13 protein-coding genes and 2 pseudogenes are annotated in these 13672 nt (G+C 62.4%); 14 read left to right on the forward strand and 1 reads right to left on the reverse strand.

Translation table 11 applies throughout. The features are described from left to right. Positions 1 to 106, reverse strand: a pseudogene (locus GQE99_RS00095) (IS5/IS1182 family transposase); the annotation flags it as partial. A gap of 107 nt (positions 107 to 213) precedes the next feature. Here GQE99_RS00095 and GQE99_RS21365 point away from each other — a divergent pair. The 14 genes and pseudogenes from GQE99_RS21365 to GQE99_RS00165 all read left to right on the forward strand — a co-directional run. Further along, positions 214 to 444 (forward strand): annotated as a pseudogene (locus GQE99_RS21365) (DDE-type integrase/transposase/recombinase); the annotation flags it as partial. A 293-nt stretch (positions 445 to 737) separates the two neighbouring features. After that, positions 738 to 1256, forward strand: coding sequence for a hypothetical protein (locus GQE99_RS00105; protein ID WP_161349557.1), 519 nt, complete (start codon positions 738 to 740; stop codon positions 1254 to 1256). After that, entirely contained in the window at positions 1240 to 1875 is a 636-nt protein-coding gene (locus GQE99_RS00110) for a hypothetical protein (protein WP_161349558.1), read from the forward strand. Before GQE99_RS00105 ends, GQE99_RS00110 begins: the two co-directional genes overlap by 17 nt. Continuing rightward, the gene (locus GQE99_RS00115; protein ID WP_161349559.1) at positions 1851 to 3500 is read left to right on the forward strand and encodes a lysozyme inhibitor LprI family protein; all 1650 of its coding nucleotides are present in this window, start codon (positions 1851 to 1853) and stop codon (positions 3498 to 3500) included. Before GQE99_RS00110 ends, GQE99_RS00115 begins: the two co-directional genes overlap by 25 nt. Before the next feature lie 89 nt (positions 3501 to 3589). Next, entirely contained in the window at positions 3590 to 4294 is a 705-nt protein-coding gene (locus GQE99_RS00120; protein WP_161349560.1) for an IS6 family transposase, read from the forward strand. A gap of 64 nt (positions 4295 to 4358) precedes the next feature. After that, positions 4359 to 4823, forward strand: a complete 465-nt coding sequence (locus GQE99_RS00125; RefSeq protein ID WP_161349561.1) for a DNA-methyltransferase — start codon at positions 4359 to 4361, stop codon at positions 4821 to 4823. Further along, the gene (locus GQE99_RS00130; RefSeq protein ID WP_161349562.1) at positions 4816 to 5250 is read left to right on the forward strand and encodes a DUF5681 domain-containing protein; all 435 of its coding nucleotides are present in this window, start codon (positions 4816 to 4818) and stop codon (positions 5248 to 5250) included. Before GQE99_RS00125 ends, GQE99_RS00130 begins: the two co-directional genes overlap by 8 nt. Continuing rightward, positions 5243 to 6436 carry a hypothetical protein gene (locus GQE99_RS00135; protein WP_161349563.1) on the forward strand — a complete coding sequence of 398 codons (1194 nt, stop codon included), beginning with the start codon at positions 5243 to 5245 and terminating at the stop codon, positions 6434 to 6436. Before GQE99_RS00130 ends, GQE99_RS00135 begins: the two co-directional genes overlap by 8 nt. 109 nt (positions 6437 to 6545) lie before the next feature. Then, positions 6546 to 7250 carry an IS6 family transposase gene (locus tag GQE99_RS00140; protein ID WP_161349564.1) on the forward strand — a complete coding sequence of 235 codons (705 nt, stop codon included), beginning with the start codon at positions 6546 to 6548 and terminating at the stop codon, positions 7248 to 7250. A gap of 138 nt (positions 7251 to 7388) precedes the next feature. After that, positions 7389 to 9233: a biotin/lipoyl-binding protein gene (locus tag GQE99_RS21810; protein ID WP_161349565.1), complete on the forward strand. Its 1845-nt coding sequence runs from the start codon at positions 7389 to 7391 to the stop codon at positions 9231 to 9233. Then, complete coding sequence (locus tag GQE99_RS00150) at positions 9226 to 10791, forward strand: hypothetical protein (protein ID WP_161349566.1); 1566 nt, start codon at positions 9226 to 9228, stop codon at positions 10789 to 10791. The genes GQE99_RS21810 and GQE99_RS00150 overlap by 8 nt, the downstream gene beginning before the upstream one ends. Further along, positions 10784 to 11584 carry an efflux RND transporter periplasmic adaptor subunit gene (locus GQE99_RS00155; protein WP_161349567.1) on the forward strand — a complete coding sequence of 267 codons (801 nt, stop codon included), beginning with the start codon at positions 10784 to 10786 and terminating at the stop codon, positions 11582 to 11584. Before GQE99_RS00150 ends, GQE99_RS00155 begins: the two co-directional genes overlap by 8 nt. An 81-nt stretch (positions 11585 to 11665) precedes the next feature. Continuing rightward, positions 11666 to 11938 carry a hypothetical protein gene (locus GQE99_RS00160; protein WP_328794008.1) on the forward strand — a complete coding sequence of 91 codons (273 nt, stop codon included), beginning with the start codon at positions 11666 to 11668 and terminating at the stop codon, positions 11936 to 11938. A gap of 446 nt (positions 11939 to 12384) precedes the next feature. Next, positions 12385 to 13611, forward strand: coding sequence for an ATP-grasp domain-containing protein (locus tag GQE99_RS00165; protein ID WP_161349568.1), 1227 nt, complete (start codon positions 12385 to 12387; stop codon positions 13609 to 13611). Positions 13612 to 13672 lie beyond the last annotated feature (61 nt).

Here is a 13672-nt window from a genome sequence, read left to right on the forward strand (position 1 = left end):
CACTCAACACGCGCCGATCATCAACGCGCGGCTTGCCATGGGACTTCGGAAAGTACGGCTCCAGACGCGCCATCTGCGCATCGCTCAGCCAAAAGAGATCAGACATATCACCGCTCGGTTTTCGTGCGGTGAATCATGACCTTCGACTCAAATCAATGGGTCCTGAGCCTAGCTGAGACTGGTTCGAATTAGTCTGCCAGCACCATCGGAACCGATACGCGGCAGGAAACGGGCCGCTGGGTGAACAACCGCGCTGAGAACTCGCATCTGCCGTTCCGCAGGCGGTAGCGTGCCATGCTCCGGTTCCGGCGCATGCGAAGTCTCCAGAAGTTCGCCTCCGTCTCAAATCATTTCAACCAGGAACGCAGCCTCTCAAGCCGACCTATCTTCAAGGCCAACCGCGCCGCCGCTCTGACCGAGTGGCGCGGCCTCTGCGCAGAATAAGAGGCAGCGAACCTGCCTTGGCTGAAACTGGTTCGAATTAGTCTGCCAGTACCCGTGAGCCTGAACTGAAACCCAGAAGGTTTGCCGTCGACCGGCGCCTCACTCACTCCCTTCAGGGCACCGGACTGCGCGCCATGGCCGCCCCGAACGTCGGGGCGGTCTCAGTGACGATAGCGCATAGGGCCAAGATCGTACTAGTCGCTCTCTTTTCCTAGGGACTAGGTGCGAGAGCCGCTGGTTCGCGAACTCCATTTGAAGTTCAAAAAGTTGGCACATTTTGATATCATTGGCAAATGAAGCATTATTTATGGCGTTTCAGATCAGCCATTTTGATGGCACTTGTCGGCGGGTTCATCGCTGGCCTCGCCGTGGCACAAGATGACGCCTCCGGATCTGAGGAACCTGGTCCACTACTCTATTACAGTCAGGCCGAATGTCTCAGGACGAAGGCTGACATCTATCGAAATGAAGCCGGGGACGGACCCGCATTGATCTTCATCGGATTTTGCGAGGAAGGTATCGTTAGGCCGTCACCCGGGCAGATCAACCCAGACACCACGCGGAATTCGCTGCAAGACAGCGTCATCCGCTTCACCGAAAAACAGATGAGGGAGGTGCCGGGGCTAGGAAACCTGCCTGAGAACATGAAAGCCGTAGTCATCGTATTGTCATGGGAACAAATCACCTGCATCCGTGACCATTTCGACAATGTGGTAGACGTAAAGGAAAACACCAGGTTCACCCGCTCGGGGGGGACGGGTGATACAGTGGATATGGTGGCGGAGCTCAAATTGAATGAGTGCGAACGGTAATCAGCCGGAAACGACTGGCAACGGACCGAATTCCCGACGCTTCATCAAGCGCCTCGCAAAAATTGAGACGGCCCAATTCATTGCGCTGATGATTGCCGGTGCCTACGCCGTCTTTGAACTCACGCTCACTCGGATCGACCGGCATGTCGATACCGCGATGTCGCTGGTGCAAGAGTTCAGCCAAGGCCAGCTTGGCGAAAACCGGCGTCTTCTCAATGATCGATGGTACTCACACTGGGACGATGTGCGGCTGTTGCAGGAAGCCGGATACGGCGCCACCAGCGCTCCAATACAGGCGTTTGTCACGAACACGATCGTAGGCGAGCTTGGTGCAAGCGGTCGCAAAGAGATCCGACTCGCCATCGCTGAAATCACCGACGGACTTGATCGCCTAGCGATCTGCGCGAAGCCGCCATTCAACCATGCCGCATTCAACATGTTTGCGCAATGCGACCCGAAGACAACCAACCAGTCGATCTGTGACTATGCCACGAGTTTCTTTGAACTCTACGGGCCCTTGATTGAAGAAACGCGCAACACGCTTGGCAACGGTAGCCTCGGCGTTGCGCTCGAAGAATACGTGACGGAGGGAACATGCTACCGTTGGCTTCAAGGCTGATCCCGCCTTTCTTTGGCTTTGTTCTGGCCACGTCGCCAGTTGGGGCGGCTGATATCTATTGGGCGGAGCCGATCGAGGCCGATTTCAAACACGTCTACCCGGGTGAAACCATTGGCGATCCGACGGCTGCCGGCGAAAACAAGTCCTTTGCAGCTATGCCGCATTTGCGCGTCGAGGGTCCGATAGAACCCGGGGATGTGGACAAGCTTAGATCAATGCTGCGCGAGGAGAAGCCCAATTGGACCGTCGACATGTTCAAGGACGTGGTCGTGTCGTTCAACAGCGATGGGGGCGACTTTTACGAAGGCCTTGCGATGGCAGACATGATTGCAGGTCTCGCAGTGAGCACGTTCGTCGGCCCAGGTGACCGCTGTTTGTCCTCTTGCGCAATAGCGTTTCTGGGGGGCAGCACAATCGTCCTGCGTGGGATGCCAAGTTGGCCCAGTCGCTTCGTTCACGTGGATGGCGTGCTTGGGTTCCACGCACCGTTTTCCGAGATTCCTATGGCGATCCAGATCCCGGACGGAACGCCGTTGAGAGATGAGCTGGTGCAGCAGATGGCACAGAGCTTCTACGGTCAGGCGCAAGCAGCCATCAATGAGATCGCCGGTCGGATAACGGAGTGGCAGATCTCCCCGGATTTCGTATTCGGGATGCTCACGAAAAACAGCTACCTGGGTGACGAGCGCCCCGTGGCGGAGCGATTTGTCCTGGTCGACAGCTATATCGGCGCGACACAAATCAACGCGACCGTCTTGGCAACCAGCTTGACCTACCCAAGCGAGATTACCGGTGCCGGCGCGAGCGCCGCGTGCCGGTTCTTGGTTCGTGCAAATACAGGTCGTGAGCATTTCTTGATCGGGCTTCCGTCTGCGGGGGACATGTCGGCGTACGCCGACCTTCCCGCTGACGAAGGCTGGAAGCTCAGTTCCGGCAGAAGTGAAGTGGGGCGGTACCCGGAAATCGCGACGCGTAGTACGAACTTTGCGACTTACCGGCGGCTGGTTCCGGGCAATGATCCAGATGCGTTTTTCACCGAGGGGCTGTTGTCTGGTCTCGGATCGATCCAGTGCAGCGCATTCCGCGGAGACGACGGGCGTTGGTATACACGTACATTCAATGAGAACATCCATTTCCCCGATGGTGACGGGACCTATGTCCGTGGCCGGGGCGCCGACCTCATCGATGTGCGCGTTCTAGACTTCGAACAAGCGTACCCGGTCCACCGCTATCTTCTCCTGGGAGACGTTGGTACCTGGTCGAGACCGCCGATGTTGGACGGCACTGTTCCGGATTGGCTGCCAGAGTGGACACACGAAATAGCAGGCGCCAGTTTTGACTGTGGCGGCGATCTCGATCCTGCAGCAGCCGTGATCTGCGAATTCCCGGCTCTTGCTGATGCTGATGGCCGCCTGGGCGCACTCTATGGCGCTGCGCGTGAGAAGCTCGGCAGCGTTGTATTGGATGAGCAGCGAGCGTGGATCCGAAAGCGTGACAGGGTTTGCCGGCAAGATCGTGTCAATCTGAGGGATGACTTCATCCGCTGGAACGTCGCCAATTGTCTGATGGACATGACCGGGATTCGGAACCGGGAGTTGGCCCGACAGCTACAATCATCGAGATAGGCGAGACGGCCAAGCCGACCAATCGTGGCCTGGGCCTTGTCAGGGAAACTTGGCTTTAGGCGGGGCAGGGCGCTGGCTAGCGTTCGAGCATGTCCAAGCCAAGTCCCTTCCGGTACTTCAGAACGTTGCCAGAGATCATCCGTTTGGCGGTGATGTTGTACGTTCGATTTCCGCTCTCGCTGCGCAATGTGGAAGACTTGCTCCACGAGCGCGGGATCGACGTGAGCCACGAGACCGTCCGGTACTGGTGGCATAGGTTCGGGCCAATGTTCGCGGCCGAGATCCGGAAGCGCCGGATTGAGGGCATGCGCTCCACTCGCTGGCGGTGGCACCTCGACGAGATGTTCGTGAAGATCAACGGTGAGCGGCATTATCTGTGGCGCGCTGTGAATCACGAAGGAGAGGTCCTGGAGAGCTTTGTTACCAAGACCCGGGACCGGAAGGCCGCCCTGAAATTTCTAAAGAAAGCAATGCGGAAGCATGGCCGGCCGAAGTCGATCGTGACCGATAAGCTCCGGTCCTATGGTGCCGCCTTGAAAGAGCTCGGAGCCGATACGCGGCAGGAAACGGGCCGCTGGGTGAACAACCGCGCCGAGAACTCGCATCTACCATTCCGACGACGCGAAAGGGCCATGCTCCGGTTCCGGCGCATGCGAAGTCTCCGGAAGTTCGCCTCCGTCCACGCCTCAGTCTCAAACCACTTCAACCAGGAACGCAGCCTCTCGAGCCGACCCGTTTTCAAGGCCAACCGCGCCGCCGCTCTGACCGAGCGGCGGGGTCTCTGCGCGGAATAAGGGAAGGCGAACCTGCCCTAGCCGAGACTGGTTCGAATTAGTCTGCCAGCACCCCAACGGCGGCATGGGCAGCCTCTACCGCTCCAAGCACGAGCTCGTGGCCATCTTCAAGATGCCGGGTGCCGCGCACATCAACAACGTGGAGCTGGGCAAGCACGGCCGCAATCGCACCAACGTGTGGGATTACGCCGGCGTGAACAGCTTCGGCCGGGGCCGTGAGGCCGACCTTGCCGACCACCCGACGGTGAAACCGACGGCGCTGGTGGCGGACGCGATCCTCGACGTGACCCACCGCGGCGATGTGGTGCTAGACCCGTTTGGCGGCTCTGGTGCGACGCTGCTGGCGGCCGAGAAGACCGGCCGCGCCGCCTGCCTCATCGAGCTTGATCCCGCTTACGTCGATGTCGCCATCCGCCGCTGGGAGAAGGCGACGGGCAAGGAGGCGCTACTCGAGGCCACGGGCGAGACCTGGGCCAAGCGCAAGGCGGCGCTGGCTGAGCATGAGGCGATGGAGGCGGATCATGGCTAAGGACGATGGCGATTACGAAGTGGGCTACGGCAAGCCGCCGAAGGCCACCCGGTTCAAGAAGGGCCAGTCCGGCAACCCCAAGGGCCGGCCAAAGGGGGCGAAATCGTTCACCTCCATGGCGGAAGAAGCGTTCACGCGCAAGATCAAGGTTACGACCGATGGTCAGCGGCGCGAAGTGACCATCATTGAGGCCATTTTGCTCCAGTTGGCAAACAATGCCGCCAAGGGGGATCTGCGCAGCATGGACCGTGCTTTCAAGCTCATGACGATGATCGAAGACGCGAAATCGGCCCAGCAGCCCGAGGCCGCCAATGATACGCGCGACCCGGACGCGGACCGGGCGGTCCTTGAGACCTTCGCAGAGATGTTCGGTACCGATGCCGATCAGCTCTTCGCCTCGTTCCAGGAGGCACAGGAAGATGAGTGAGCAATCTGTGGACCTTCAAAGCAAGATGCTGGATGTTCTGGCGCGTGAGAACATGTACCTGTTTTTGGCGGCCATGTTCCCGGTGATCTGTCCGGGCGAGACTCTCGTCCGAGCCCCGTATCTGGAGGCCATGTGCCATAGCCTTCAGAACGTGGCGACGGGCAAGACCAAGCGTCTGATGATCTCAATTGCACCCCGCCACCTGAAATCCATCTGTGGGTCTGTACTTCTGCCGGCGTATGAGCTCGGGCGAGACCCGACCAAGAAAGTGGTGGTGGTCAGCTACAACAACGACCTGGCACGCGAACATGGTGACCTGTTCCGCCGCGTTGTGACCAGTAACGCCTTCAAGCGCATCTTCCCTGACTTCAAGATCGACACGAAGCACGACCGCCTCGAGCACATCAAGACCACGAAAGGGGGCGGGCGCAAATCTGTATCAGTCGGCGGAGGCGTGACGGGCTTCGGGGCCAACCTGATCGTCATTGATGACCTCGGCAAGCCAGCCGACATGCGTCATGACACCTATCGCCAGTCGCTGCGGGACTATTTCGACCAGACGCTGTTCTCGCGCCTGAACGACAAGCAGGAAGACCGCATCGTCTCGATCCAGCAGCGCCTCCACCCGGACGACTTTTCGGCTTACCTGATCGAGAAGGGCACGTTTGATCACTTGTGTCTGCCCGCGATCGCCGAGGTGCCGGAGACCATCCCGCTCTACAATGGCCGGACCTGGGAGCGCAAACGCGGGGATCTTCTGAACCCGGGGCGCGAAAGCCGGGAGGTGCTGGACCAGATCCGCGCCGACATTGGCCAGTATGCATTCCAGGCGCAGTACCAGCAAAACCCCGTCGCCGGGGAAAATGACTTCCTGACCATGGACGACCTTCATCTCGTGGATACCCTCCCGGACAAGGACATGTTCACTCGCCGGGTCCAAAGCTGGGATACAGCTCTAAAAAATGGGCCGCGGTGCGACTATTCGGTGGGGCTGACCTTCGGGTACCACCGGGAGGAAGAGCGGTGGTATCTTCTCGACGTTGTGCGAGAGCGTCTCGACTACACGAACCTCAAGGCCACGGTGCTGCGCAAGCGCAAGGAATGGCGGGCTGACAAAGTCCTTATTGAGGCATCGGCCATGGGAATTGTGAACCGGCATGCAAGATTGACCCCTGTATTGGGGTAATCGGCGTCCAAAAGTGACCCCCCTGATATTTCTGTTCAGAAGCTTCCTCAANGGCCTTGTCAGAGAAACTTGGCTTGAGGCGGGGCAGGGCGCTGGCTAGCGTTCGAGCATGCCCAAGCCAAGTCCCTTCCGCTACTTCAAAACGTCGCCTGAGATCATCCGTTTGGCGGTGATGCTGTACGTTCGGTTCCCGCTCTCGCTGCGAAATGTAGAGGACCTGCTCCATGAGCGCGGGATCGACGTGAGCCATGAGACCGTCCGATATTGGTGGCATCGGTTCGGGCCAATGTTCGCGGCCGAGATCCGCAAGCGCCGGATTGACGGAATGCGGTCCAGTCGCTGGCGCTGGCACCTCGACGAGATGTTTGTGAAGATCAACGGGGAACGGCACTATCTTTGGAGGGCGGTCGACCATGAAGGAGAGGTCCTGGAGAGCTTTGTTACCAAGACCCGCGACAGGAAGGCGGCCTTGAAGTTTCTAAAGAAAGCAATGCGCAAGCATGGCGGCCCGGAGACGATCGTGACCGACAAGCTCCGGTCCTACGGTGCCGCCTTGAAAGAGCTCGGAGCCGATACGCGGCAGGAAACGGGCCGCTGGGTGAACAACCGCGCTGAGAACTCGCATCTACCATTCCGACGACGCGAAAGGGCCATGCTTCGGTTCCGGCGCATGCGAAGTCTCCAGAAATTCGCCTCCGTCCACGCCTCAGTCTCAAATCATTTCAACCAGGAACGCAGCCTCTCGAGCCGACCCGTTTTCAAGGCTAACCGCGCCGCCGCTCTGACCGAGTGGCGCGGTCTCTGCGCGGAATAAGGGACAGCGAACCTGCCCTAGCTGAGACTGGTTCGAATTAGTCTGCCAGCACCCTCGCAGGAGCTTCTGGATGAGCTGGCGCCGGGACAGGGGGAGGCGACCCGCCTTCTGACGCAGCTGTCCGCACTGGGCCTGATCGTGGGGGAAGGATCGGCCGACAGCGAGCGGCTTTTCGACCAGACCTCGAAGATGCAGCGGAGCAGGCGGCTCGCCCAGCTGCGCACGCCGCTGGCGATCCGGTTTCCACTTTTCGATCCTGATCGGCTGCTTTTGAAGCTCTCTCCGCTCGGTCGCTTGATCTTTTCACGCATCGGCCTGTTTCTCTGGCTGGCCGTGGTCGGCACCGGCCTTGGCACGGCCGTCCTGCATGGCGAAGAGCTGTCGGCCAACATGATGGACCGGTTCCTGTCCGCCGAGAACGTCCTCGCCATGACGGCGATCTTCGCCGTCCTCAAGCTGTTCCACGAATTCGGCCACGGGCTCGCCGTGCGCCGTTGGGGCGGAGAAGTGCACGAGATGGGCATCATGCTGCTCGTGCTGGTGCCGGTCCCTTATGTCGACGCGACCGCCGCCAACGAATTCCACACGCGGCTTCGGCGCGTCATCGTCTCGGCGGCCGGCATGTATGTCGAACTGTTCCTCGCGGCCCTGGCGATCCTTCTCTGGGCCCGGGTCGAGCCCGGCATGGTGCGCGCGGGGCTCTACAACGCGGCGCTGATCGGGTCGGTGAGCACGCTGCTGTTCAACCTCAACCCGCTTCTGCGGTTCGACGGGTATTACATCCTCTCCGATCTGCTGGGGATTCCCAACCTGGGCACCCGCAGCACCGCGTATTTCAAGTATCTCACGCAGCGCTACATCCTGTTCCTGGACGACGCGACGACACCCGAGACGCAGCCGGCCGAGAAACGGTGGCTCTTCTTCTACGCGGTGGCGGCCTTTCTCTACCGGATCACGATCGTGCTGGCGATCGCGCTGGTGGTGTCCAAGATGCTGTTCTTCATCGGCATTGCTCTCGCGGTCTGGGCCGTGGGGCAGTTCCTGGTCCTTCCCGCGATACAGATGATCCGCTTCCTCCTGTTCTCGCCTCGGCTGCGGGGCGGGCGCTTCCGCGTCATACTGCGGGCGCTGACGGCCACCGGCGCGCTCGCCTTTCTCCTCTTCGTCATTCCCGCACCACGCTCGACGGTGACGTGGGGGGTCGTCTGGGTCCCCGAAGGCGGCGAGGTCGTGGCGGGGACGGACGGGTTCGTGTCCGACATCGCGGTGCGCAACGGTCAACAGGTTGCGGCCGGTGATGTCATCGCGCACCTGGACAACGAACGCACGCGGGGGGAGCTGGCGCGACTCGAGGCCCGGCGGGAGGCGCTGGAGACCCAGGTGCGCGCGGATTTCGTCGAGGACCGGGTTGCGCGTCGCGTGACCGAGCTCGAGCTCGACCAGATCATCCGGCGGATCGACGACACCCGGCACCGTATCGAGGCGCTCACGCTCGCCGCACGGCTCTCGGGCCAGTTCTCGGTCGCGGTGTCCGGGGACCTGGAAGATCGCTACGTCCAGCGCGGCGAGCGCCTGGGCTTCGTCATTCCGTCCGACCGCGCGACCGTCCGGGTCGCCGTGCGCCAGCAGGACGTCGACCTCGTGCGTGCGTCGCTGAACGACATCCGGCTGATGTCGATGGACGACAGCGGCGTCGAGGGATCGGGCCGGCTGGTGCGCGAAGTCCCGGCCGCCTCGACGCAGCTTCCGTCGATGGCATTGTCCACGATGGGGGGCGGCGACGTGGAGGTGGCGCAGGGCGAAGACGGGCAGCCCGCCGCGCTCGTCGATCACTTCCATCTGGAAATCCGTCCCGAGCGGGTCGAGCACCGGCGCCGCGTGGGCGAAAAGATCCGCGTCAAGTTCCAGCACGAACCACAGCCGATCGGGCAACAGGCCTATCGGCGGCTGCGCCAACTGTTCCTGAGTGAATTCAGTGTCTGACGCGGCGCTCGATATCCGCGCAAGCCGCGCAGGCTCGCGAAAGGCGCGACGCGCGGCGGCCGGCCATTACGACGCCGACCGGCTCGATGCCCTGTTGGGGCAGACGAGCGCACCGGCCACACGCGCCCTTGCTTTGCGCCTGTCGGAGGGGCAGCGCGCGCTCGAGAGCGGCCCTCACGACCTGGCCGTGATCGCGCACGCCCTCGCCAATGTCGCCGGCCGCGGTGGGCGGGTGCAGGTTCTGTCGTTTGACGACACCAGCCTGCGCGTCCATGACAGACTCGCCCCGGTACTGACCCGGATGAACGTCACCTGCGCCGCGATCCGGCCGGACATGCCGGTGCGGGCGCGGGCCCAGGCCTACGACGCCCGGGTCGTGTTTCTCGGCGCGCAGGATGCCGGGCTCGACCTTCTGCGGTCCCGCGTGTCCGCCGTGCGGCTCGGCGACCTGCGCGATGGCTTCACCCGTCTCGCACCCCGCGCCGCGGCCGCGCGACTTCCCCGGCCCAGGGACATCGACTTCGCGCTGGTTCTCGACGCCGACCAGACGCTGATCGAACGCTCGCTCGCGGGGATCGTGCTCACCGGCGAAGCACAAACAGGCCCGGCGCCGGTGTTGAGCGCGACCGAGACGCTCGGGATCGCCTCGCAGTTCGGCGCACGGGATTTCCGCTTCGTCGAGGGCGCGGCCGAATTGACGCCGGCGGGGCGTGAACGGCTCGAGCTTCTGACCTCGACGATGGGCCCGGCCTGGGCCAACCCCGCGCGCGCCGAACTCGCCGTGCGCGCGGGCCTCGCCTGCCTTCACCTTTGGCATCAGGGCGAAGATTACGTGATCGAAGAGGGCGCGGTCCGGGCCAGCGATGCGCTCGCGTCCAGGGCGCTCAACCTGCCGGGGCTCGACCCCGCCGCACTGCTGGCGGCGCGCCACAGGCTCGGAGACGACCGGGAAAAATCGTCTTCGCTGGACCGCATCCCGCTGCGTGCCTTGCTTGCGCTCTACCCAAACCTGTCCACGCTGGTCCGCGATCTGCCGCGCCACGAGCCGGAGTTGAAATCGGCCTATGGGCTGCGTGCCCTGGGCCCGACGCGCAAGGTCCGCACGGAGCCATGCCTTCACGCCGCGCTGTTGCCGCACGCCTGCGGGCCCGCGCGGGCAGGGGATGTCTACCTCGTCGGCGGAACGAGCCGCGACGCGGAGCGGGTGCGGGCCGAGGCCGGAAATCCGCGCATCACCTGGCCCGCACCGGCCGAGAAGCCGGCGGGCGACCGGCCGATTGCCGTCGTGTCGCTCGGCGGCAATGCCTGGCCACAGTGGGCGCTGGACGAGGACGTTCTGCGGATCACCCTTCTTGCGCCCGACGAAGACCGGGCGCCGCCGTCCCGTTTGGCGCGTTTTCTGTCCGGTCACAGGATGTTGCGCCCGTTGAACGCGATCCTCTTTCGATACCTCGATCGGCGTCGCACGGCGGACGCGACCCGATTGCGCCAGCGCCTTTACGACTTCGACCGCTCCTGCCGAAACGCCGTCACCATCCTCGGGAACTACCATGATTGACCTTCGCATCCCCTGTCTCGCCCTGTGCCTCGCCTCCCCGGTCCATGCCGAAACCTACGATTGCCTCATGGCCCCCTGGCGCACCGTGGAGGTCGGAACGCCGGCCGCGGGGATCATCGACACGGTGGAGATCGACCGGGGCGACCGGGTCGAAGCCGGACAGGTGCTGGCGCTCCTCGACTCCGAGATCGAGGAAGCGACCGCCGCCATGGCCCGGCGGCGCGCGGACTCCACGACATCGGTCGACCTTGCGCTCGCCCAGTTCGACTTCGAGGCCGGGAACGTCGATCGCGCGCGGAAATTGAACGAGCGCGGTGTCCTGCCGGACCAGGAAATGGCCCAGGCCGAGGCCGCCTTCGAAATCGCACGGCTGCGGGTGACGGAAGCGCGCGAGGAGCGGAAAGCGGCGGAGATGGAGTTGGGCCGCACGGAAGCCATCCTCAAGCGGCTCGTGGTCCGCAGTCCGTTGAACGGCGTCGTCATGGAGGTCGTCGGGGCAGCGGGCGAATACGTGTCGCAGTCGGACTCGGTGGCGACCGTCGCGATGATCGACCCGATCCAGGTCGACGCCTTCCTGCCGCTCGACCTGATCGGCCGCATTGAGGAGGGGGACGAGGTGACCGTGCGCCCGCAAGCTCCCATCGGCGGAGAGCTCACGGGTACGCTCGATGTCATCGACGAGGTCGCCGACGCACGCAGTGGCACGATCCGGGTGCGCATCCGGCTCGAGAACGGCGCGTACAGGACGCTCGCGGGCCTCAATTGCAGCGTCGAATTCGATCTTCGGCCTTGACGGGGGGCCGTTTTCCAGACCTCCGCGTCATCGCCCCGGGGTTGACTCGTTGGCCAGAACCGAAAGGATGGTTAACGAAAGGTGGTGATCTATATGGCAGCACCAGCCCAAGTGACATGGGCCGAAGTCGGTGCAAACGGTTCGGAAGTGGTCATGATCGGTGGTGAGCGCCGCACGTTGTTCGGGCGCTCCAAGTGGCAACTTTCCGTCGCTGACGCAATCACGATGATCGAACAGGATGAATGGCGCTTCTTCGTCGAAGAAGACGGAGACACGGATTGGCTCGAAATTCGTGAAACGCCGGAGGGCGACAAGGTCCTCCCCCTGTCCGGTCCTATCAGCAAGGTCTTGTAGGCTCCGCGAAAAGGCGGATCGCCGTCTCGCACCGACGAGGCGGCACGGCAGATCTGCGTCAGGATGCGCATGGATGCGAGGAGGGGATCGACCCTCGGATCTCTCGCCCGCTTGCGGCGGGCCGTCAGGCATGCCGGACTGTTGGCTGCCAGTCGCCCCGAGGACTTCTATGGTGCTGCGCCGCCGCGCCGCGAATTTACTTAGAAATTCTAAGCAATACTCCGCCATTCGAGCTCGATGATTTTTCTAATTTACTGAAAAAGATGGAAAAAATTATCAAGCATTTTCTTCCTCTTGCAAAGCAATCAGGCATCCTTAACTTTAATCCTCAAAGAGCAAGCTATGGCTAGCTCTTTCGGCAGGGCGGCAATGACCGCCGAGAACCCGCAGATTCCGGGTCGCCGAGGAGCCCTCCCACGTCGTCATGGCCAACAGAGGAGCACGAAATGAACAATTACGATCCCGAGAAAGGCTACGTCGCCCTGCTGGGCTGGAGCCTGAACGCCATCGACGCAGCGGACCGGTTCGACCGGCGCTACATCGTCGTGGCCCCGTCCTGGGCCGAAGAGTACTGCGCCCAGAACGACATTCCCTTCATCAGCTGGGATTTCGACCGGCTGAACGAACGCTCCCACGAGCTCGCGCATCGGCTGCAGGAGGAAGGGGTCGACGTGGCCATTCCGCTCTACGAGGAGACGGTGGAATGGGCCGGCGCCATCAACTCGGTCCTGATGGGCAACCCGCGGCTTCTGGGGCAATCCATGCTGTTCCGGGACAAGTCGCTCATGAAACGTCGCGCGCAGCTTGGCGGCATCCGCGTGGGCGTTTTCGAAGAGGCGCACGACCGGGGCGACGTGACCCGGTTCCTCGTCCGGGTGAACCAGACGTTGCTCAAGCTCGACGGCGACCCGCACGATCCGATCCACTTCAAGGCGTTCGACAAGTCAGGCACCGCGGGCCACCGGGTTATCCGCACGCCCGAGGACGTGGACAACATTCCCGACGAGGAATTCCCGGCGCTGCTGGAAAGCCACCTCGACGGGTGGGAGTTCGCGGTCGAGGCCTGGATCAAGGACCGCAAGATCCAGTTCCTGAACATTTCCGAATACGTGACGCTGGGCTACTCGGTCTTCGTGCCGGCGACACCGGAACTGGAAGCGCACCGCGAGCGGATCACCGAGGAAATCGAGAAGCTCATCGAGACCTTCGACATCGATTTCGGCTTCATCCATCCGGAGTATTTCCTGACCAACGACGGCAAGCTCTACTTCGGCGAGGTCGCCTACCGTCCGCCGGGCTTCAAGGCGCTCGAACTGATCGAACGCGCTTACGGGTTCAGCGGCTACCAGGGGCTCATCGTCGTGTTCGACCCGAAGACGACGCAGGAAGAGCTCGACGCCTTCTTCCCGACGCCGATCGAGGACGCCAAGGGTCACGCCGGCTGCTTCGGCGTCTACCCGCGCCGCCGCGTGGTCAGCCGGCTCGAGGTGCCGGAGGAAACGAACAACCACCCGTATTTCGAATTCCACGAGCTGTCCGAGCCGATGGAACAGAAGGTCACCAAGCGCACCGCCTTCGGGACGCACTGGGGTCTGGCCTTCTTCTTCGGCGACGATCCGCACCGGCTGCGTGATCTTCTCAAGGAGCAGGAAGAGCTGGACTTCTACGTCTGATCTTTCGGCCCGGGGGCGGGGCGTGTAAGCAGTGTCGCGAACTCGATCGGTCTGGAGGCTG

The organism is Maritimibacter harenae, from assembly GCF_009882975.1.
Lineage (GTDB): Bacteria > Pseudomonadota > Alphaproteobacteria > Rhodobacterales > Rhodobacteraceae > Maritimibacter > Maritimibacter harenae.

What these genes read in the sequence shown, in the direction of transcription:
- GQE99_RS00105 (WP_161349557.1), top strand. Translation starts at nt 738, where the DNA reads ATGAAGCATTATTTATGGCGTTTCAGATCAGCCATTTTGATGGCACTT.
- GQE99_RS00120 (WP_161349560.1), top strand. Translation starts at nt 3,590, where the DNA reads ATGTCCAAGCCAAGTCCCTTCCGGTACTTCAGAACGTTGCCAGAGATC.
- GQE99_RS00165 (WP_161349568.1), top strand. Translation starts at nt 12,385, where the DNA reads ATGAACAATTACGATCCCGAGAAAGGCTACGTCGCCCTGCTGGGCTGG.
- GQE99_RS00110 (WP_161349558.1), top strand. Translation starts at nt 1,240, where the DNA reads ATGAGTGCGAACGGTAATCAGCCGGAAACGACTGGCAACGGACCGAAT.
- GQE99_RS00140 (WP_161349564.1), top strand. Translation starts at nt 6,546, where the DNA reads ATGCCCAAGCCAAGTCCCTTCCGCTACTTCAAAACGTCGCCTGAGATC.
- GQE99_RS00155 (WP_161349567.1), top strand. Translation starts at nt 10,784, where the DNA reads ATGATTGACCTTCGCATCCCCTGTCTCGCCCTGTGCCTCGCCTCCCCG.
- GQE99_RS00135 (WP_161349563.1), top strand. Translation starts at nt 5,243, where the DNA reads ATGAGTGAGCAATCTGTGGACCTTCAAAGCAAGATGCTGGATGTTCTG.
- GQE99_RS00130 (WP_161349562.1), top strand. Translation starts at nt 4,816, where the DNA reads ATGGCTAAGGACGATGGCGATTACGAAGTGGGCTACGGCAAGCCGCCG.
- GQE99_RS00125 (WP_161349561.1), top strand. Translation starts at nt 4,359, where the DNA reads ATGGGCAGCCTCTACCGCTCCAAGCACGAGCTCGTGGCCATCTTCAAG.
- GQE99_RS00115 (WP_161349559.1), top strand. Translation starts at nt 1,851, where the DNA reads ATGCTACCGTTGGCTTCAAGGCTGATCCCGCCTTTCTTTGGCTTTGTT.